Raw genomic sequence first — 19,696 nt, 5'->3', positions numbered from 1 at the left:
AGTAGTAGCTTATAATGTCTAAGCTACTACTAAATTTTTTTATTTTAAGGAAAGAAATATTATAAAGTAAATGAACATAGAAAAATGAAAAAATAAATAAAATAATATTAAAAAGTATAGACTAAAACTAAAAAATAAGGTATAATTTACAAAAAGTGGAATTTATTTAAAAGAAATAGCACTAAAAATTAGAGCTGAAAATAAATTTTATATGATAAAAAATTAAAATCTTGTATAAAGAAGGAAAAAAATAATAAATGTCGAATAGTTTAAATAGAGATTAAGATTTTTTAGATTATTGGATGAAATAAATTCCAGGATAAATAAAGGGGGATAAAAATGGAGGATTCAAAAATTTCTGTAGTAATCGCAGATGATAACAAAGAATTTTGTAGTATATTAAAAGATTATTTATTAAATCAAAAAGATATTGTAGTAACTGGAATAGCAAAAGACGGAGTTGAAGCATTAGAGCTTATAGAAGCTAAAAAACCAAATCTTGTTGTGTTAGATATTATAATGCCTCATTTAGACGGTCTTGGAGTATTAGAAAAATTATCTAGTTTAAATATTAATCCAGAAGATATGCCAAGAGTTATAGTTCTATCAGCAGTAGGTCAAGATAAGATTACTCAAAAAGCTATTACATTAGGAGCAGACTATTATGTAGTTAAACCTTTTGATATGGATATATTTACAAAAAGAATAAGAGAAATGTTTAATTCTTCAAAAGTTGAAAATACACAAAGAGCATCTTCAACTTTACAAAATAATGATATGGTTTCTGTTTCAAGATTAAATGATGAACCTATGGATTTAGAAACAGAAATAACTAGTATAATACATGAAATTGGAGTTCCAGCACATATTAAAGGTTATATGTATTTAAGAGAAGCAATAACAATGGTAGTAAATGACATGGAATTATTATCAGCAGTTACAAAAGAGCTTTACCCATCAATAGCAAAAAAATATAACACTACTGCAAGTAGAGTAGAAAGAGCTATAAGACATGCTATAGAAGTTGCTTGGGGAAGAGGACAAGTAGATGCAATAAATAAACTATTTGGATACACAATTCATAATGATAAAGGTAAGCCAACAAACTCAGAATTTATAGCAATTATTGCTGATAAATTAAGACTTAAAAATAAAGTTTCATAAACGGCTTGGTTGACTGATTCTTTTGAAAAGCTATACCAATAAACACTACAAAAATAGCGATAGAAATAGAGTGTTTAAACCAATAAATTTAATAATATGTAAATTTGAAATACCTTCTATCTTTTTAGGTTCATAATTTAAAGGATAGGAGGTTTTTTTGTGCCTAAAATTATAAAAAAAAATAAAGACATTGTATATTATATTCAGAATTTTATTGATTTTTGCAAATATAAGGAATTATCAACAAAAACAATTAAGAGTTACTATCAGACATTAACTTTATTTGCAAAGTACTTAGAGGAAGAAAAGGAAATACTTGATATTCAAAAAGTAAATAAAGAAATAGTTGAAGAATACATTGAATTTACAAAAAGTAGAGGTAAGTATTCATATGTTGCAGATGAAAAAAGTATAGAAACTACTTATCAAAATAATAGAAGGGATTTGGGAGATGAGATTTCAGCAGCAACATTAAATAATTATCTTAGGAATATAAAAGTGTTTTTTAATTTCTTATATGATAATGATTTTATAAAATATAACGATGTTAAAAAAGTTAAACATATAAAAACTAAAAGAGTTATAAAAGAGCAATTAACTGATGATGAGTATAAAAAACTTGTAAAATCGTTAGATATAACAAATTTCCATGAGTATAGAGATTATGTAATTATTCAATTAATATTTGATACAGGTATGAGATTGGGTGAATGTTTAAGTTTAGAGATAGAGAATATTGACTTAATAAATAAAACAATATTTTTAAGTGCCGAAGTTACAAAAGGAAAAAAAGATAGATATGTATTCTTTAGTCAAAAAATGAAGGAATTATTAGGACGATGGATTAGATATAAAGATGCTATACAAGAAAATGATTTAATTTTTCCAACTCAGAGAACAAATAGGATGTTAACAGCATCTAATTTTGAAAGGAATTTTAGAATTTATTTGAAGAGAGCAAGAATAAAGAAAAAAATAACACCTCATACACTTAGAAATAATTTTGGCAGAAGATTTTTATTAAATGGAGGAGATATTTTTATGCTTTCAAAAATTCTAGGGCATAGTTCAGTTACTGTAACAGAGAAGGCATATTTAGATCTTACTACAGAAGACATTAGAAGGAAATATAGAAAGTATAGTCCATTAGAAAACATGAATTAAAAATAAACAAAAAAGAAGCTACTGCAATAGCCTCTTTAAAACTAAATATTGATTAATAATTCTTTGTATACCTCTCTTAGAGATATAAAACACCTTAAGTTTATTATATTTCAAAAAAGAGAAGGTTGCAAGGGTTTATTTCTTGCACCCTTTTTTAGTGTGTAAGTTGAGTTGTTATGCACTATGCAACTTAAAATAATATAGTGGTTACATGAAGCCAATGCAAAAAGTTCATGGGGTATTATTTAATTACTCTATTTATAAAATAATATCCTTAGTCGAGTACAGCTGATCGACAAATAAATTAGCTGGGTTGCAGGGAAATGCCGCGAGAGTGGGGGATTCAAGTCAACAGGAGAAAATATATTGTAGGGTAACATTTTGCAATATAGTAAAGGCTTGAATACAAATAGAGTATTAACGAGCGATACAATACGTATACAGTTCAGATAGAGTCCTAAGACTAAATTCTTAGGGCAAACTATATCCTCGCAATGTTTCCACGTGCCAGTTCAATATAAGCCTTCGGCACTTAAAGTCAAGTAAAAACAAATAATTAATTATAATATTTTATTTATTATGAATTGAGCTAAATAATAAAGAATAAGGCCTAATATAAGTCCTAAAATTACACCGATAAAAATTCCTAATAAGAAAAATTCCATATATAATCCTCCGAATATTAATTTATTAGTAATTATTTACTTTTCATGGTAAAATTATACATATGATAGGAGGAGTAGTTTATGGTTAGCAAAAAAGATTTATATAACACTTTAGAATTAAGGTTCAAGAAGGAAGATCAATTGCATTTAGATTTATATAAATATTTAGAAGAAAAGGGCAGAATAATTGGAAAAGATAAATATTTACTACAATTGCTATACGAAGATTATATAAGAAATAACGGTGATAAGTCTATCAAATGAGATAGACTTATTTTTTTACACTTTTTTTCGTAAAAAGTATGAAACTTTCGGAAAGATACTGCATATAGTAGAAGTATAAGAAACAGAAAGCAGGAGGAAGACATGAGAATAGGAGTAGATTTAGGAAATTATGCAGTAAAAACAAGTATGAAAGATAGCTTTTTAAGTAAAGTCACAACAAAAGAAGGGTTCAATAGTACACCGTTTTACTTAGACTATGATAAGTTTTACGTAGAAGAAGGTGAATTTAGCACGGATTATAATAAAGCTGAAAAGGATATAACAATACAGTTGCTTTATTATGCTTTAGCAAAATATGATGCAAATATATTTGATATAGTTGTTAGCTTACCAATTAGTCAATATAAAGCTAAAAAACAAGGATTTGAGCAACTTATAAGAAATAATAATGTAAAAACAGTAAGTTTCGGAAATATGACTAAAGATATTATGATAGATAAAATCTTAGTTATGCCAGAAGGTGCAAGTGCAATTTATAATCTAAGTAAAGAACAGAGAGAAGTTATAGGGACAAAACAACTGCTTATAGTAGATATAGGAGGACGTACAACAGATGTGGCATTATTTATAAATAATAAGATTAAAGATGTTAAGACGGTGTCTACCGGTAGTTTAACAGTCTATGAAGAGATAGTTGAAGAAGTAAATAATAAATTCATAACAGACTTTAAACTTGAAGATGGAGAAGAGTTGTTGAAAAATGGGTTATTTTTAAAAGGTAAACAACAAGATTTACGTTTTATAGTAGAAATATTAAAAAGACACTTCAATGCAATATACAAAGAGCTACAACTTAAATTTAATCTAGATTTAGGATATGTACTTTTAACAGGAGGGGGAAGTTATTTATTTAGAAAAGCATTTAAAAATAGATTATCGAATGTATTATTATCAAGTGATCCAATTTTTGATAATGCAATTGGATCACTGAAAGCAGGTGAGAGAATATGGCAAGAATAGATATAAGTTTTAAAAATACAAAAAGAGATAGAAAATTATATAATTTCTTAATTGAGATGGAGGATAGAAGTCATGTTTTAAAAGAGGCATTAAGAGAATATTTTTTTGAAGAGCTTAAAACAGAAAACAATTCTGAAAAATCTAAAATTAAGAAAAAAGAAATAGAGAAAGAAATTATAGATATAACAGATTTTTAGCTGGAGGAATTTTAAAATGAATAAATGGAAGTGTGAAAATTATTTTATGTATTTAGAATTATTAGTTAAGTATATAAATTTAAGAAAAAATGCAATTAAAAATAAAGAAGATATAGCGAAAATATTATGTAGTCTAAGGAATGGATACAGACCACTAAATTTAACAAGATACTTATAAAAAGCCAATAAAAATAGCCCGAATCTATATGGATAGAAAAGGGCTAAGGAAACTACTACGTTAACTACGTTACACTAGTAGTTTATGTGAGAACATTTAAAAAGTTGATTAAATTTTGAAAGTTATATGTAATTTTAAGAAAATATTAAGAATTAAGCCACCAACCTAATTATAACTTCTGCTACCATTGTTGCAGCAGTGAATCCACATGTAAATAGAAACACAATGATACACCTCCGCTAAATTTATATTAATAATATTACCAAAATTTTATAATTTATACATGGAGTTGAGAATTTATGATAAGAAATAAAGTAATGACTATACAAGAATTTTTAGATTATGCAAATATGAGCAAGAAAGAAAGGTTTATTAATGAAATAATTAATGAATTTAAATATAATAAGCAATTAAAAATAGCTTGTACATTTGGACTAGCAATAGCTTTAATTTTAATATCTAATACAACTGCTCATGCAGCAGAAGTAAATACAGGAGGAATAGATAAGCTCGGAAATACATTACTATACTTAGTAAGAAAAAGTGGGCGATGGGTTTGTCTAGTACTAGGGCTTATTAATGTAATAAAAGTGGGCTTGAGTGGTGGAAATGAAAAAGCTGGAGATGTAGTTAAAGTTTTAGGAAAATACATTCTAATCTATGCTACCTTGTATTTTTTTCCGTATGTTTTAGATTTGATTGAAGATTGTTTTAGGTAGGTGATAGAAGTGTTAAGAGAGATAATATTAAGCAATATAGAAGTTTTTCAGAATTCTACTTTAAAATTTATAGAATTTCCTAAACTTGGTTTTTTAAATTTAGGGGAATGGTTAGTAGATGGAATTAAAACAGCATTTTTAAATTTATTAGAGTTGGCTGTTAATGGAGTAATAGAAGTCAGTTACTGGGGGTGTCTTTTTGTTGGTTTAACTGCATTATTTTTATATATATCGGGGCTTAAAAAAGCAGGCAAATATGTTCCAGTTTCCATTATGATATATTTTTTACTACAAATACTTAAGGTGGCGATTGAAAGTGTTAAATAGAAAAATCAAGAGCATGAAATTATCTCATTATTTTGAAGTTAAAAAACCTAATTATCAATATATTAAAATTATACCACATAAGAGTATTAGAAATTATTCAAGTGTCAATATCGCTAAGAGTATAGCAAATACTTATAAAAGTATAAATAAACGTGTTTACAGAGAAAATAAAAAATTAATATTTGAAATGGATTTTAAAATAAGTTATTTAATAGATATAACTAATACAGATACAAGTTTTTATTTAGTAGTTCCCAAATTCTTTTTAAATATTGCGCTAGAGAAAATACATGAAGTATGGACTAAAGCAACTATTGAAGTTATAGGATCAAGCATACAGCCATTTTCTAAAGATGTAGAATGTTATAGTTTATCTTATAAAAAACATGATGCTTTAAGTTTAAATGTAGATAAAAAACTTAATGAGCCTTTAAATTCAATTTTATCAGTAATAGAAATTATGAAAGAAAATGATAGAGTTATGATAGCTTATAATTTTATTCCACGAAGTCAGTTCGGGTGGATAGAAACTTTTGATGAATTAGAAGAAAAAGTTAGGAAGAAAGAGAGTCTTGATAAACCTGTTTTGAATTTTGAGTATATATTAAAAAATGCAACTCTGAATGTAATTAAAGCTGTAGATCTTTTTGTAGAAGTTATAAATGATTTTTTTGGAGGATTAACAGTAGAAACTAAATCAAATATGTATGACAGTATGTTTAGATTATTAGAAAATCAAAATGATATATCTAATAGTAGATACAAAAAAACAAGTCAAGTTATTAATACTCAAATAGCAATTTTAAGTGAGAGCGTAGATAATATTAGGAAAAGTAATAATGCTTTAAGTTTATGTCAAGCATTTAGAACATTAGACTGCAATAATGAATTGAAATATGAGAAAGTTAAAAATTCTATAAATATAGAAGATTATAGTTTTAAAAAATATAAATCTAGTGCTATGTCAACAGCAGAAGTAGGGCAACTTATGCAAATTCCAGGAAGAATGTTGTTGACTACCCTAGGTATAAAACACGTAAAGACAGAAGAAGTAAAAGTACCCGAAAAACTTCAAACAGGAACTCATAGACTTGGGACAAGCAAGTACAAAGGCAATATTACTCCTGCTTACTTCGGGAAAGAATACAATATAGCAAGTTTGCCATTGGTTCTTTTTGGAATGATGGGAGGTGGAAAATCAACTTTTTTAGCTAATTTTGCAAAGGACTCAATAGATAATGGAGAAGGTGTAATAGTTATAGATTTTATTAAAAAATGTGAATTAAGTGATGATATAAAAGCTATTACACCTTCTGAAAAACTTATAGAAATAGATTTGTCGAAAATGGAAGATCTTCAAGGGTTAGGATATGATGAGTTAAAGATACCTGAAAATGCAAACATTTTAGAAATTGAAGAGATGGCAAATTTACAAACAACTCAACTTCAAGCTTTTATCAATAGCATTGTTATAGGTGATCCACTTTCAAGCAGAATGGAAACAATTTTAGGAGCAGCAGGTGATATTACTTTTTCACTGGGATATACAGCTATAAAAGATGTTATAAAATGTTTAACTTGTCACAAAACTAGAATGAGGTATATTGAGGAATTAAAACAAAATAAAGAATTATATGAGAGTTTAGATGAAGAAGTAGAAACCTTAATGGAACTTAATGAATGGTCTAAAGTTAGTGCAAAGGATGCTAAAGAAGGTGTCATTCCTGAAATAATTGGTACTAGAGAAAATAAAATAGAGCATATATTAGACAGAACTAGAGTGCTTCGTAGAGATACTAAGTTAAAGTATATGTATAGAAAGGATACGAAAGATAATATAGATTTAGTTAAAGCTATGGATGATGGGAAGGTAGTATTATTTAAAATGCCACAAGCCAAATTTCCAAGTAAAAGAATAAAAAATATAATCGTAACTTATTTAATGTCTAAAATTTGGTTAGCATTAGAACAGAGAGGAGCCAAAACAGATAAACCAAGGAGATGTAATATAATTGTAGATGAGATACATCAAGCTCCTACGGTATTTGATGATTTAAGAGATATAATAACACAGACTAGAAAATTTGGAGGAAAGTTAATATTTGCACTACACCATACAAGCCAATTAGAACAAATTGAAGATACACTGGAATCAGCTGGAACATCTTATATGCTTTTAAATGGGTGCTTAGAAGATGATTTTAATCATTTTAAGAGCAAATTAGGAAGTTTTGAGTACGAAGATTTACGTGATATGGATCAATACTGCTCAATGAATTTAATTAAATATAGTGAAGGTTATGCCAGTTTTATAACTAAGTTACCATCACCAGTAAAGGGTAGTTAATAGCTATCCTTTTTATTTTTTACAAAAATTACATAATATAATTAGTATATAAGAGTTATAATATAAGTATTAATATTAACGGAGGAAGACAAAATGGAAGAATACTACACACTATTTCAAAAAACAATAGCTATATATCAAGCAGGACATTCACAGAAAAAAGTAGCAGAAATTTTAGGAATTCCAGAGTATAAGGTAAGAAAATACACAAAACAATATGGATACCATAATGGTTTGAAATCTGATAGTACAATGTACAATAACAAAGGGAGAGAATACTATACATGTCCAATTGAAATTGAAATTCCGATATGTCCAATTAAATATCTTTAATTAAAAATAATAATTATAGAGGTGACTTAAATAAAGTTATCTCTTATTTTTTTACCTTTATAATAGTATTAAAAGAATTTATTGTAAAATTATATAAAAATATATAAAATATAGATGTATATGTTTGAGGGAGAATGAGAGTGATATTAAAAGTTGATTGTTATTTAGAAGATAAGATAAATCATAATTGCAACACTGTAAGAGAGTTTATAGAAAATATAATTGAAAAAACTGAGGATAAAGAAAATAAGTATTTTAAAATATCAACTAAAGTAGGATTAAGTGGGAATAGAAATATGATTTTATACTATCAAGATGGTATATTAAAAAGTCATCATACAACTCGTCAAAAATTTGACTATAAGCTAGTTTTAGACTATGAAATTTATGATGAATATTATATGGGTATTCTTAAGATGAATAATATTTTGAGCTATGATTTTGATTCAAGGGAAGAATTGAAAAAATTTATAGAACAGTATTATTATAGCAATAATACATGTCATTATATAAACTTAGATGTAAAAGATATTATAAGTGAACTACAAAGAGAACAAGAAGAGAAACGTATTCAAGAACAATTTTTAAACAATTCTATTCCTAATATTGAAGAAATAGATAAAGTATTAAAAATGTTGATAGATAAAAGAGTAAATCCAAAAGAAACATTAAATTTAAAAGGTGTTGTCAGAGAAATAATAGAAGAAGTTGAAAAGTTAAAAGGAAAAGTATCATATTTAGAAAGCCAATTAAATAAAAAATAAATACAGATAATACGGAAAAGACTACAAAATGTAGTCTTTTTTATTATTTAATTTTAATTAATGTGATTAAAATAAAAAGAGCCTATTAAGACTCTCCTTCTGTATCTTTTGTATATTCAATTAGGTCTGTAATGTCGCAATTTAGAACATTACAAATCTTATCTAAATGATCTTTTACTATATGCTTTGCAGTATCATTGCAGTATGCACCTATTGTATTTTTGCTTATATTGGTTAGTTCAGCCAATTCTTTTTGTTGCATACGTCTTTCTGCCAATAAAATGTGCAATTTCATAGTTATCATTAAATCACCTCTTTAATACATTATACTATAAAATAGTGATTTAATAAATAAAAAAATGTTTTAATCATTAAATAAATAAAAAAATCCTTAAAAACAGGATTGACAATCACGAAAAAGAGGATTATTATATATACATAAGATAAATTTAAATAAGGGGTTGTAAAAATGATGGGTTTAGAGAATTTAATAAGTTTAGAACAGTTACAAGAAGTATTAGAAGGAAAAAGAATAAAGGTTAGCAAACTGATAGAAAATAATATTTTTACAAGAAAAACAACTATTGAAGATGCAACAGTTTTTCTATTACTACAAGAAGTGATTAATCATAATAAGAGAGATATTGTAGTTTTCAAAGAAAATGGTGGGTGGATAATTCATATAAGCGACATCTTAGGGAAGAATATAGATGAATACAAAATCAATATTTGTAGAGAAAAGGTGGCTTAAAAATGAAGGGTTAAACATAATTAAGCAAAAGCGAGAGTTTTAGCAAATTATATAAAATAGGGGTTGAAGTTATGAGTATAGATGTAAAATTTTCAGATCATGCAATAGAAAGAGTGAAAAAGCGTTTAGGATTAAATAAAAAGGCGCTGGAAAGACATATAGTAAAGGTTGTATCAGATGGAGTACGTTTTGATGAGTTAAAAGGGAAATTAAAGCAATATGCTACATCTTTATATTATAGAAAAAATATATACCCAAAAATCATTGTTTACAATAGATTTATATATCTGTTTGATGATGAAAATGTGTTGATTACTATCTGTTATGTTCCGTCTGAACTTATAAAAAGTGCAGACCAGCAACAAAAATATAAAATTAAAAAAGTGGTATAGAAGAGTGTAGAAGTTACACTGATGGGAGGAAACAATATGTTAATAAGATTATTAAATAAATACGAGTTATTACAAATAAAAGAGACAATAGATAAAGAGATAAATGAATTAGGAGACTTCGATTCAGGAATATATGTAAATTTAAAAAATGGATTTCTATATGTAAATAATATTGTGGATCAACTAACAATTCACGAAGAAGATAATTTTTATAGTGATTTAATTTGTAATTTAAATTTAAAACAAAGTCAGCTATTGATAGATTATTTTGTAGAAAAATTATAAAGAGACATGATATAAATTTAATTTATATCAAAAGCAATCATTAAAATAATATATATTATTGGTGAAAAATATGCTAAATATGAAAAAATAAAAATTTAAAGATTTAGAAGAGTTAAATGTAAATAAATTATAAAATAAATTTGAATAAATATTGAATAAAGTGTTTACAGAGTACACATAGTTTGATATTATATAATTAAAGTAAACAAAGCACGAGGAAAAGATGAAATGTTAGGATTAGAATATGTATGCAAGCAAGAAGAGTTAACTTATACAGAATTAGCTCGTGAATTAGGAGTAACAAGGCAAGCCATAACAAATTGGATAAGAGGAGGGAGGGGAATACCTGATAAGCAACTTGATAAGTTAGAAGTGTTGTTTACAGTAGATAGGGAGTGGTTCAACAAAGAGTTAGATTCTAATGATATAGTTACATTGCAGTATATCTTAAATGAGAATAGAAAAATAAACAGAAATTGGTATTTGGTAGATGATGGATATGTGCAAGCATATAGGATAGAGAAATTGAAATTTTTAGAAAAATTAGAGAGTCAATTAGATGATTTATATGAACAGAGAATGTTTGAAGATGGAGTAGATTTAGAAGATTTAAATGTTGAAATGTATAATATATTTAACATGATAAATTTATTACCTATAGTTGCTATAAGAAATAAATTAAAACATGAAACATTAAATAAAGTGATGATGGCAGTAATTAATTCACAAGATACAAAAATAGAAGGAATGGTAGATGATAAATTTGTAAAAATGTTAACTTTAGCTATAGAGTTAGAAAATGATAAAGAAAATGTATAAAAATAATTAGGAGTGAGAATTTATGAATTTTAAAAATTGGGTTCAAGCAAATGAAATGGCAGAAGAGTTGAATCTATACTCAAAAGCAGAATTATTAAGAAGGAACTTAAAACCAACAAAAGATGCAAAAAGTGAAATACATAGAGTGTTCACAGGAGGAAAATGGAGAAGTTTTGAATTTTATAGTATAAAAGATACTGTTAAAATCAAAAGAAGAAATAAAGCAAAAATAAAGAGAGAGATAGAAATAAATAATAAAGTTTTATGTGAGGCATTATATATAGTGAATAAATCAGCTAAAGTTAGCAGAGATACAAAGTATAAAGCATACGAGAATAGAGATTTTAAAACTTGTAATATGAGCAAGACTAGATCGTTAAATTTATATTATTTAAAAGATAGAGTGATAGAAAAAATGATTAATGAAGGAAAATTACAGTTTATAGGATATCATAAACAAAACAATGTATATTTAGAATTATATAAAAATACTGAAACTGAGTTTTCGTTTCATAAGATATCAAATATTAAGCCAGAAAATACGTTAGGGAATATAGATAATATGATAAGCAGTGAAAGAAAAATAAATGTTTCTATAAGCTTTAATGATGCTAAAGAAATATTAAAAAAATATATATCATAAAAAAATAAATTAAAAGGGAGAATGAGAAAAAATGATGAGAGAAGAGTTATTAGAAAGAATGGGACAAGGATATGTAAAGGAAATTTTAGGCGAGGAATTAATTAAAGAACTTAATAGATATGATGAATATGGGACTGGAAAAGAGAGGTTAGAAAATTTAAAAGCAGCTAAGGTAAGGGCTGAATCTAGATGTGAACAAATAGGAGAACTATATGGTAAAGTTTTTGGAAATGAAATTAAAGAAAAAGAATTTTATGCAAAGAATGCAGGAGAATTTATATACTTACAAGATGAAATTGAATTTATAGAAAAAGAAATTAAGAAGTTAGAATTAGTAGCTGAAGAAAAAGAGTTAAGATATGAAGAATAGGGGCAATAAAGTTGAAATTAGGAATGAGAAAGCCAAGCATTAAGAAAAGTTTTAAGGCTAGAACTACTGGAAGAGCTAAAAGAGTAATGAAGAAAGCCGTTAATCCTATGTACGGCAAAAAAGGTATGGGTTGGGTTAATAATCCTAAAAAGGCTGCCTACAATAAGGTCTACAATAAAACAAGTTTTAGTATATTCAGTTTGCTTAAAAAATTGTTCAAGTGAAAATTATTAGGTGTTAGATAAAAAATGCAGAATTACATTCTATCCAGAATATGATGAAAAAATAAAAAGAACAAAAGAAGATATGATACTTGAAGATTTAATATGTACAAACATTATGCAAAGAGGAGTAGGGAATATAAATCCTATGAAAATGTCTAGATGTATTATTGAATTAGAAAGGATTAAAGGTGTTACTAAAAAAGGTGGAGATAGAAAATCAAAGGAGGATAATCCTCCTTTGAAAACACAAGAGGAATTTGCACAAGAAATAGGAATATCTCAAAAGCATCTTCAGTCATTAAAAAGATTGACTAGTTTAATACCTGAATTACAAGACATGATAGAAGATGGAGAATTAACTGCAACTATGGGGGTTAAAGTGGCAGATAAAGATAATCTTAATGTGGCAAATCAAAAAGAATTATGTGGCATATGACATGGGAGTTTTAATGTTAAGGGAAATAATCAATATAGCATAGGACATAATGTCCGAAGCACACAATCTCAAATTACAAAAGAATTATGTGGGGGTGGAAAGGGAAACAATCAGTGGACACGACAAAATGTCGTATCCACACAAGAACAAATAGCTAAAGAACTGGGAGTGTTTATCATGGTAATCATATAAATAATGAGAAACGCAAATTTTTCGTTTCACAAGAGAGTTTAGCCAAAGAACTGTGTGTATCTGTTAGACATATACAAAATCTTAAAAAATTAAATTCTTTATCACCAGATCTTCAAGAATTAATATCAGATGGAACAGTAAAATATACAACAGCATTAAACATTTGGGGAAAATTAACCAATGAAGATAAATCTAAACTCATTGAAGAGCTTGGTAAAGATAAGATAAAGGAAATTAAAGCTAAAGAATCAATTAAATAAATAAAAGGAAGAGCTAAGTTATTTGAAAAGAATATTATAAAAAAGAATATATATAAAGAGTGGAATTTTAGAGAGTTAATTTTAAATGGTATAAGAGACATCTGTCTACCGACAGATATCTCAAGGGAGTTTGGAAAGTGATATAAAACTTTTCAAAATAGAAAATTTAGAATTTATAGGGGGAATTATAAATGAAACAGTACACTTTAAAGGAGATTAATACGCAATATCAAGAATCGTTTATCAAAATAGCGGAAAATGATTTAATAAGGATTTATAGCTTATATAAAAAAGAAGAGTTAAAAGAAAACATAGAAAATATTATAAAAGTACATATACCAATAGACAAAGAAGAAGCAAAGAATATGCTTAACAATGGTTTTACATATAAAGATAAAAAATATATTAGCTTAATTACAACAGTAAATATGATGAAACATGAAGATAGAGAACAAGAATACTCCATGGAATACTTTTTTATATCTGAAGAAGATAAAGATTTTATAGAGTATTTAGAAGATTTATCTTCATTAGGAAAACTTAAAATAAAACAAAAAGAAGAAGCAGTATTATGTATAAATAAAGATATAGTATCAAGATTATCACTATTGACAAGTGCTGGGGATAGAGTATATTTACCTTGCCTAAAGAAAGCTATACTGCCGGAAATGACTTATACATATATAAATAATTATCTACAATTCAAAAAAGAATTTGGGATGAATAGACCTAGTAAATCTTTAAAATTAGAAAAGCATGAAGCATTAGAAGTAGCTCATACCGCTATGGACGGATCAGGATTTATAATGCCTAATATTATGAAAAATATACAAAAACAATTAGGTGTTAGATATTCTCTGAGCTGGATAGGAATAAGGGAAATTGGAGTAGCAAGCAAAGGTCTGTTAGTTAAATTTGATTTTAAAAAATATCTAAGAGAAGAACATGGATTAACTTCTTTGATAGTAAAAGATATGTGGGGTAATGATGTAAATTTATTTGATGTAGATATAATTCAAAATGCAAGTCAAGTAAAATGGGGAAAATGGTTTGATAGTGCAGAAGAAATAGAGAAATTAAAATTAAATTATCCTCATGCTGAAAGACTTTTAAATGGATTCAATATATGTAAATACAATAAAGAAACCCCAAAGTCTTATACAAAAGCTAACTATCAAATAATTACTAACTTAGCATTAACACCATCTGAACTTGAAGAGATATCTAAAGAACATAAAGATATTTATAGAAGAGTTATAAATAGAGAAGAACATGCAACTCGTATAATGCTCGGAGATATAGCTAGAGATGAAGAGAAAGAACTAAGTGCAAGTACAAAAGTACATAGATTAATACAGCTAGATAATAAAATGTTAACGTTAAAAAGTAGTTATAAAGTTATGGAAAGCTTAGTAAATAAATCAGTCCATACCTTTGCGGGTGGAAGTATCTATGTAAAAGGTAATTATAAAGTAGTTATAAAAGATGCAATTAGTTATTTCGATAGCTTAATCAATGCTGAGTATACAGAGGATGGAAAGATTAAAGGGTATATGAGTTTGAATGGGTTACAAGATAATCAAAACTATGTACCTAGGGAAAAAGGACATAGAACACTTGCTAGATGCCCACTTAACTCAGCTACAGAATTAATTAAAACTATATTGGTAGAAAATCCTCTATATGAAAAATATTTCAAAGAATTAAGTTCAGATATTATGTTTTATCCGTTTAATGATTTCATGATGAGACAATCAGGTGAAGATGAGGATTTAGATATATCATTAGCTATAGACAACGAAATTATCTACAATGCAGTGATAGAAGATGTAGATGAGAATGGAGTGAATTGGTATTTCAGAAACCAATTTGATGGAGGAAGTCACAAAGTTAAATATACAAAAGAAAATATGATAGAAATTTTGCTACAAGTTCGAGGCAATGTAATTGGACAACTTTCAAATAAAGGTGCAATAGTATCAAATCTTATACAAGAAATGCCTTATAAATTTTTAAGAGAAGATGGGATACTATATATAAGTCTAAGTCAATTTAGAAGTGAAATAGAAAAGAAGATAAATGCTCAATTTTTAAGTGAAAAAGAATATTTATATAAAACTTATACTGGAGAAGAGTTGCAAAGTGAAAAAAAGAGACTTGAAAATAAAATTAACAAGAAAATAAATAATGAGATGAAGGTGAAGAGAGAGTTAATTAAGGAATTGCAAGAAGAAGGCGTTTGTTGGGACTATACACAGCTTACAGAAGAAGAAATAAAAAATTTTATAATGAAAAATTTTGAACATTATAAAAAATATAGCTATTACTTACTATACTTACAGATGGTTGCAATAGATCAGCCAAAGACAAATATAAAAGTCGAAAAAGCAATGGAAAAACCTCTATACAAAGCAATAGGAAGAAAAGCTAAAAAACCGTCATATATCTATCATGCAAAATATAAAGAGGCTAGCCAAACTGTAAAATACACAGACTGTAGAAGTTCAAATACTTTACTTTGTAATTTTGCAAAAGAGATCAATAATGAATTAGGCAAAAAAGCTAGATTGATGGATAAAGATATATATAATAACGAACCACTTTTTAGAGTTCTTAAAAAAGTTGATGCAGTAGCAAATGAAGAATGTACAGATACTTTGAGAATATTAGAAGATAAATATCACGCTTTAAGAAGTGAAATAAAAGAAAAGATAGAATTAAAACAAGCTAAAGAACTAAGAGAGACATTGGGGCATTATAAAGAATTAAAGGATTTAGAAATTAAGATAAATGAAACTTACTACAACAAGGAAATTGCGACGGCTTCTAAAAAAAGTAAGCTTAAAAATTTGTACAATCAAAAAGAAAAATTAGAGGCTGAAAGAGAAGAAAATAGAGAAGAATTATTAGATTTAGAAACTAAAATAGCTAAATTAAATGCCAAAATAACAGAAGAATTTAATAAGATAGATTTAAAAATAGCAGAAAACTATAAAGAACTTATACAAGATAAATATAGTGATAAAGTAATTTTAAAATCGATAACAAAAGTTAGAAGAGAAACAGAAGGAAACAACCTAATTAAAGCAAGTAGCAGATTTATAATCAATTTTTGCTTTGCAGAGCTAGAAAAAGAATTAATAGCACAAAAAAATGGAGTAGGAACAATGTATAAAGAGGATTTAAATGGAGAAATAAAATATTTAAATACTAATTACAGCATAATAAATGTAGATTTAAAAGAATTAGATTTAGACAAGAAAGAACAATTAAATAAAAAGTGTAAGTTAGGAGAGTTAAGAAAAATAAGAGCAAACTATAACGGACAAGCTATTACAAAGAGTTTAAAAATAGATAGAGACGAGAAAAATATGTACTTAATAGCAGAAGAAAGAATAGGCTTTGTATTTCCTGATTTTAGGGCAATTTTAGAAGGAATAGAAGAAATAGAAGTTAAGGAAATAGAGGTAGCTAAAAATAATAAGAGTGTAACAATATATTATTAAATAATTAAAGTAAAAATAAATAATGGTAACTAGTGGACTTAGTGTCCATTAGTTAAACCGACAAGAGTGAGTCCAGTATGAAAGGATTCTTACTTAGAACGAAGGTAAAAATACCAACGCTCTAAGATTGATGTATGTCAAAATTAAAATAAAAGGGAGATTGAGGAAAATAAATAAATATACAATAATAAATAATAAAAATTTAGCATATGCACTTAGTTTTTGTGGCTTTGAATACTATGTGTTCGACAATAATGGTAAAAAGGTATATAGCTTTGAAAAGACAGAAGATTTAATAAAAGCTATACAATATTTAACAAAAATAAGAAAGAAAAATAATCATTATTAAAAATAAATGAGAGGAGAATAACAAGTATGAAATTGAAGCAAGTAGAATTAAAAAAAGTATTAATAACAGCAGAATATAAAAGTAAAATTGATGGAGCAACAGATAAGCAAATAAATTTTGTAAATGAAGTATTAGATAAAGTATTTAACCCAATGGACGGCAATATATACATAAATCATAACAGGTGTGGGATAGGGAAAAGCACACTTATAAAGGCAACATTAAATCACCTAGTGAATGATAGTACTTATTGGGGAATAGCAAATAGAGATAAGTTACTTGAAGATGATGGAGCTATAGTCGTTACTGATAAACTAGATAGACTAGAAGAAATTGCTACATACCCAGGGTTAGAAGATAGATGCTATTTCATGAAATATGATAAAGATGATGAAAGTACATATAAAAGTAACAGAATAGATTTTTTAGAACAATTAAAAGAACAATTTAAATATCCTATTGTTTTAGTTAGCACACAAAAGTATTTTAAAATGACTGAAACAGAACGAAAGCAACTATATAAATGGAAAAATGGAGATAGAAAAATAAAACTTATAGATGAAAAACCTTATTTAATTAGCACTACTGTCATAGATGAAGCTTATTTAAGCACTATAGGAATAGCATTAGAAGCACTTCCTAAATCAGAAGAGAAAGAAGGAATATTAAAATATTGGAGAGATATATATAATTTTATTGATACTTTAAGAAATAGCTATCAAGAATATGATATAAATTGGATAAGTGGAAATGGAAGTAGTGTAATAATTAATAGTGCATTAGACAAGAAATTCATTAAGGCAATAGAAAATGATGTAACTACAAATATCTATGAAATGATTGAAAAGTTAAAAGATATAAATAAAAAAGGATGTTTATTTGTTAGTAGTTCAGACAAATTAGTTGATAATAGCAGACAACTCATAATAATAGATAATAATTTTGAAAAGTTTGATATTGATAAATGTAAAAATATAATATTTGATGCAACAGCTAAAGTAGATGCTGATTATTTAACTATTCCTGAAGAGCATAGAAAAATGTTTAAAGCAGAAGATAGCAAGGAAAGTGATATTGATTTACATCATGTTGTTGTTAGTGCAAGTCAAAATAGCTTGATCAATAAAAATGATCATATTGAGACTATATCTAAATATATAAATAATATAACTGAAACGGGACTAGTAATAACGCATGGTAAAAAGAGAGGGATATATAATAAATTTAACAAACATCTTAATACTAAAAATCATGCGTATTTTGGAGATGTAAAAGGGAAGAATGATTGGGAAGGGTTGAGCGAAATGGTGCAGGTAGGAATGAATAGAAAGACTAATAGTGTCTATTTAATAACTTATATTGCATATACACAGATAAATGAAAAATGGAATAAAATCAATGATGCCGATAAAATACATAATGAGATAAAGCAAATATTAGAAGTTGACAAAGGGTTATTTTTAAATAAAACAATGAAAACGATAATGAAAAGTGATTTAGTAGTTGATAGCATACAGAATTTAATGAGAGTTAAGTGTAGGCATTTTAGTAATAATGAAAAGTGCAAGATATTTTTTGTTTGTAACAGATATTTAATTGATACAGTCAATGAGATAGCTAAATTAGTAAATGCAAAAATCACTAGAGTTGTACCAGATATATTTGAAGAAGAAAAGATGATGAATAGAAAAGCCAATGAAGGTAAAAAGAAAACTAATCCACAAATTTTGATGGAATTTTTAAAAGGTTTAGATAATGGTAGAATAATAACTACTAAAGAAATTTATAATGAAAGTGGATTAAGCAAAACACAGTTTGATAAAGCTAAGAAGGATAATAAAATATTAAAAAAGTGGTTTATTGAACATAAAGGGAATAAAAGAGGAGAATTTATAGCTTAATTTTAATAGTTCACTTTTAGACTTAGCATACCCTTTTCTAATATATAGTATTATTAGAGAATAGTATGCTAACTTTTAAATAATTGAATAATACTATGTTTTAAATTGTTATTAGCCGTTTTGGTTTGCCTCAGTGGCTTACCTTTTTCGGCAGGTAGAAGGATTTTAGTTGAAGCTTTGCGGAAACTTAATCGTTCTAGATCGGTGATAAAAAGGTAAAAGAACGCTATATAAATATTTACAAAGGGAGTATTTTATTTTTTAATGATTAATTTTTAATAATAAGAAGTTGAATAGTTACTGTAAAAAAGTTTTTAATTAATAAAGATAGAATTGTAGAAAGCAATTTATTAGAAATGATAGAGAAGGAGATTGAAGAAGAATGATATGATTATCAAAATTTATTAGTATTCAAGAGCTTATATAGATTAAATTCTTTTAGTTTGTATAAAAATAGAGGAAATG

24 protein-coding genes are annotated in these 19,696 nt (G+C 26.5%); 23 read left to right on the top strand and 1 reads right to left on the bottom strand.

Going from position 1 to position 19,696, the window contains the following annotated elements:
* Positions 1-339 precede the first annotated feature (339 nt).
* The 11 genes from spo0A (at position 340) to CLTHE_RS07125 (ending at position 9,103) form a co-directional block, all read left to right on the top strand.
* Positions 340-1,164 carry a sporulation transcription factor Spo0A gene (gene spo0A / locus CLTHE_RS07170; protein ID WP_002597732.1) on the top strand — a complete coding sequence of 275 codons (825 nt, stop codon included), beginning with the start codon at positions 340-342 and terminating at the stop codon, positions 1,162-1,164.
* A gap of 159 nt (positions 1,165-1,323) precedes the next feature.
* Complete coding sequence (locus CLTHE_RS07165) at positions 1,324-2,328, top strand: tyrosine-type recombinase/integrase (RefSeq protein WP_080022646.1); 1,005 nt, start codon at positions 1,324-1,326, stop codon at positions 2,326-2,328.
* Between the two features lie 746 nt (positions 2,329-3,074).
* Positions 3,075-3,257, top strand: coding sequence for a hypothetical protein (locus CLTHE_RS07160; RefSeq protein ID WP_080022645.1), 183 nt, complete (start codon positions 3,075-3,077; stop codon positions 3,255-3,257).
* Between the two features lie 102 nt (positions 3,258-3,359).
* A complete protein-coding gene (locus CLTHE_RS07155) occupies positions 3,360-4,238 on the top strand; it encodes a ParM/StbA family protein (RefSeq protein WP_080022644.1) in 879 nt (292 codons plus the stop codon).
* Complete coding sequence (locus CLTHE_RS07150; protein ID WP_080022643.1) at positions 4,226-4,435, top strand: hypothetical protein; 210 nt, start codon at positions 4,226-4,228, stop codon at positions 4,433-4,435. The genes CLTHE_RS07155 and CLTHE_RS07150 overlap by 13 nt, the downstream gene beginning before the upstream one ends.
* Before the next feature lie 16 nt (positions 4,436-4,451).
* Complete coding sequence (locus CLTHE_RS16695; RefSeq protein WP_158082684.1) at positions 4,452-4,613, top strand: hypothetical protein; 162 nt, start codon at positions 4,452-4,454, stop codon at positions 4,611-4,613.
* Positions 4,614-4,912: 299 nt separating this feature from the next.
* A complete protein-coding gene (locus CLTHE_RS07145) occupies positions 4,913-5,332 on the top strand; it encodes a hypothetical protein (protein WP_080022642.1) in 420 nt (139 codons plus the stop codon).
* 9 nt (positions 5,333-5,341) lie between these two features.
* Positions 5,342-5,659, top strand: coding sequence for a hypothetical protein (locus CLTHE_RS07140; RefSeq protein WP_080022641.1), 318 nt, complete (start codon positions 5,342-5,344; stop codon positions 5,657-5,659).
* A complete protein-coding gene (locus CLTHE_RS07135) occupies positions 5,649-8,006 on the top strand; it encodes an ATP-binding protein (protein ID WP_080022640.1) in 2,358 nt (785 codons plus the stop codon). Before CLTHE_RS07140 ends, CLTHE_RS07135 begins: the two co-directional genes overlap by 11 nt.
* 93 nt (positions 8,007-8,099) lie before the next feature.
* The gene (locus CLTHE_RS07130; RefSeq protein ID WP_080022639.1) at positions 8,100-8,339 is read left to right on the top strand and encodes a hypothetical protein; all 240 of its coding nucleotides are present in this window, start codon (positions 8,100-8,102) and stop codon (positions 8,337-8,339) included.
* A gap of 140 nt (positions 8,340-8,479) precedes the next feature.
* Positions 8,480-9,103, top strand: coding sequence for a hypothetical protein (locus CLTHE_RS07125; protein WP_080022638.1), 624 nt, complete (start codon positions 8,480-8,482; stop codon positions 9,101-9,103).
* An 85-nt stretch (positions 9,104-9,188) separates the two neighbouring features.
* On the opposite strand, the gene CLTHE_RS07120 is transcribed toward CLTHE_RS07125, so the two are convergent.
* Positions 9,189-9,398: a helix-turn-helix domain-containing protein gene (locus CLTHE_RS07120; RefSeq protein WP_341456352.1), complete on the bottom strand. Its 210-nt coding sequence runs from the start codon at positions 9,396-9,398 to the stop codon at positions 9,189-9,191.
* 174 nt (positions 9,399-9,572) lie between these two features.
* Between CLTHE_RS07120 and CLTHE_RS07115 the strand changes: the two genes are divergently transcribed.
* The 12 genes from CLTHE_RS07115 (at position 9,573) to CLTHE_RS07065 (ending at position 19,231) form a co-directional block, all read left to right on the top strand.
* Positions 9,573-9,854, top strand: a complete 282-nt coding sequence (locus CLTHE_RS07115; RefSeq protein ID WP_080022636.1) for a hypothetical protein — start codon at positions 9,573-9,575, stop codon at positions 9,852-9,854.
* A gap of 71 nt (positions 9,855-9,925) precedes the next feature.
* Complete coding sequence (locus CLTHE_RS07110; RefSeq protein ID WP_080022635.1) at positions 9,926-10,246, top strand: hypothetical protein; 321 nt, start codon at positions 9,926-9,928, stop codon at positions 10,244-10,246.
* 36 nt (positions 10,247-10,282) lie between these two features.
* On the top strand, positions 10,283-10,531 hold the full coding sequence (locus CLTHE_RS07105; protein ID WP_080022634.1) for a hypothetical protein: 249 nt from the start codon (positions 10,283-10,285) through the stop codon (positions 10,529-10,531).
* A gap of 228 nt (positions 10,532-10,759) precedes the next feature.
* On the top strand, positions 10,760-11,350 hold the full coding sequence (locus tag CLTHE_RS07100; protein WP_080022633.1) for a helix-turn-helix domain-containing protein: 591 nt from the start codon (positions 10,760-10,762) through the stop codon (positions 11,348-11,350).
* Positions 11,351-11,372: 22 nt separating this feature from the next.
* Entirely contained in the window at positions 11,373-11,993 is a 621-nt protein-coding gene (locus CLTHE_RS07095; RefSeq protein ID WP_080022632.1) for a YkyB family protein, read from the top strand.
* Positions 11,994-12,024: 31 nt separating this feature from the next.
* Complete coding sequence (locus CLTHE_RS07090; RefSeq protein WP_080022631.1) at positions 12,025-12,363, top strand: hypothetical protein; 339 nt, start codon at positions 12,025-12,027, stop codon at positions 12,361-12,363.
* 11 nt (positions 12,364-12,374) lie between these two features.
* Positions 12,375-12,587: a hypothetical protein gene (locus CLTHE_RS07085; RefSeq protein WP_080022630.1), complete on the top strand. Its 213-nt coding sequence runs from the start codon at positions 12,375-12,377 to the stop codon at positions 12,585-12,587.
* 10 nt (positions 12,588-12,597) lie between these two features.
* Positions 12,598-13,023, top strand: coding sequence for a hypothetical protein (locus tag CLTHE_RS07080; RefSeq protein ID WP_143324038.1), 426 nt, complete (start codon positions 12,598-12,600; stop codon positions 13,021-13,023).
* Between the two features lie 188 nt (positions 13,024-13,211).
* A complete protein-coding gene (locus CLTHE_RS17250; protein ID WP_479723344.1) occupies positions 13,212-13,475 on the top strand; it encodes a hypothetical protein in 264 nt (87 codons plus the stop codon).
* 191 nt (positions 13,476-13,666) lie between these two features.
* Positions 13,667-16,981, top strand: coding sequence for a hypothetical protein (locus CLTHE_RS07075; RefSeq protein ID WP_080022629.1), 3,315 nt, complete (start codon positions 13,667-13,669; stop codon positions 16,979-16,981).
* 160 nt (positions 16,982-17,141) lie between these two features.
* A complete protein-coding gene (locus tag CLTHE_RS07070) occupies positions 17,142-17,330 on the top strand; it encodes a DUF5659 domain-containing protein (RefSeq protein WP_080022628.1) in 189 nt (62 codons plus the stop codon).
* 26 nt (positions 17,331-17,356) lie between these two features.
* Positions 17,357-19,231 (top strand): ATP-binding protein, encoded by a 1,875-nt coding sequence (locus tag CLTHE_RS07065; RefSeq protein ID WP_080022627.1) that lies wholly within the window; start codon positions 17,357-17,359, stop codon positions 19,229-19,231.
* The last annotated feature ends 465 nt before the right edge of the window (positions 19,232-19,696 follow it).

Origin of the sequence: Clostridium thermobutyricum DSM 4928 (assembly GCF_002050515.1) — a bacterium.
GTDB classification, from domain to species: domain Bacteria; phylum Bacillota; class Clostridia; order Clostridiales; family Clostridiaceae; genus Clostridium; species Clostridium thermobutyricum.
This window is presented reverse-complemented; position numbering and strand designations above follow the sequence as displayed.

Coding starts and splice junctions, on each gene's coding strand:
- spo0A (WP_002597732.1), top strand. CDS start 340: ATGGAGGATTCAAAAATTTCTGTAGTAATCGCAGATGATAACAAAGAA.
- CLTHE_RS07160 (WP_080022645.1), top strand. CDS start 3,075: ATGGTTAGCAAAAAAGATTTATATAACACTTTAGAATTAAGGTTCAAG.
- CLTHE_RS07155 (WP_080022644.1), top strand. CDS start 3,360: ATGAGAATAGGAGTAGATTTAGGAAATTATGCAGTAAAAACAAGTATG.
- CLTHE_RS07150 (WP_080022643.1), top strand. CDS start 4,226: ATGGCAAGAATAGATATAAGTTTTAAAAATACAAAAAGAGATAGAAAA.
- CLTHE_RS16695 (WP_158082684.1), top strand. CDS start 4,452: ATGAATAAATGGAAGTGTGAAAATTATTTTATGTATTTAGAATTATTA.
- CLTHE_RS07145 (WP_080022642.1), top strand. CDS start 4,913: ATGATAAGAAATAAAGTAATGACTATACAAGAATTTTTAGATTATGCA.
- CLTHE_RS07130 (WP_080022639.1), top strand. CDS start 8,100: ATGGAAGAATACTACACACTATTTCAAAAAACAATAGCTATATATCAA.
- CLTHE_RS07120 (WP_341456352.1), bottom strand. CDS start 9,398: ATGAAATTGCACATTTTATTGGCAGAAAGACGTATGCAACAAAAAGAA.
- CLTHE_RS07115 (WP_080022636.1), top strand. CDS start 9,573: ATGATGGGTTTAGAGAATTTAATAAGTTTAGAACAGTTACAAGAAGTA.
- CLTHE_RS07110 (WP_080022635.1), top strand. CDS start 9,926: ATGAGTATAGATGTAAAATTTTCAGATCATGCAATAGAAAGAGTGAAA.
- CLTHE_RS07105 (WP_080022634.1), top strand. CDS start 10,283: ATGTTAATAAGATTATTAAATAAATACGAGTTATTACAAATAAAAGAG.
- CLTHE_RS07100 (WP_080022633.1), top strand. CDS start 10,760: ATGTTAGGATTAGAATATGTATGCAAGCAAGAAGAGTTAACTTATACA.
- CLTHE_RS07095 (WP_080022632.1), top strand. CDS start 11,373: ATGAATTTTAAAAATTGGGTTCAAGCAAATGAAATGGCAGAAGAGTTG.
- CLTHE_RS07090 (WP_080022631.1), top strand. CDS start 12,025: ATGATGAGAGAAGAGTTATTAGAAAGAATGGGACAAGGATATGTAAAG.
- CLTHE_RS07075 (WP_080022629.1), top strand. CDS start 13,667: ATGAAACAGTACACTTTAAAGGAGATTAATACGCAATATCAAGAATCG.
- CLTHE_RS07065 (WP_080022627.1), top strand. CDS start 17,357: ATGAAATTGAAGCAAGTAGAATTAAAAAAAGTATTAATAACAGCAGAA.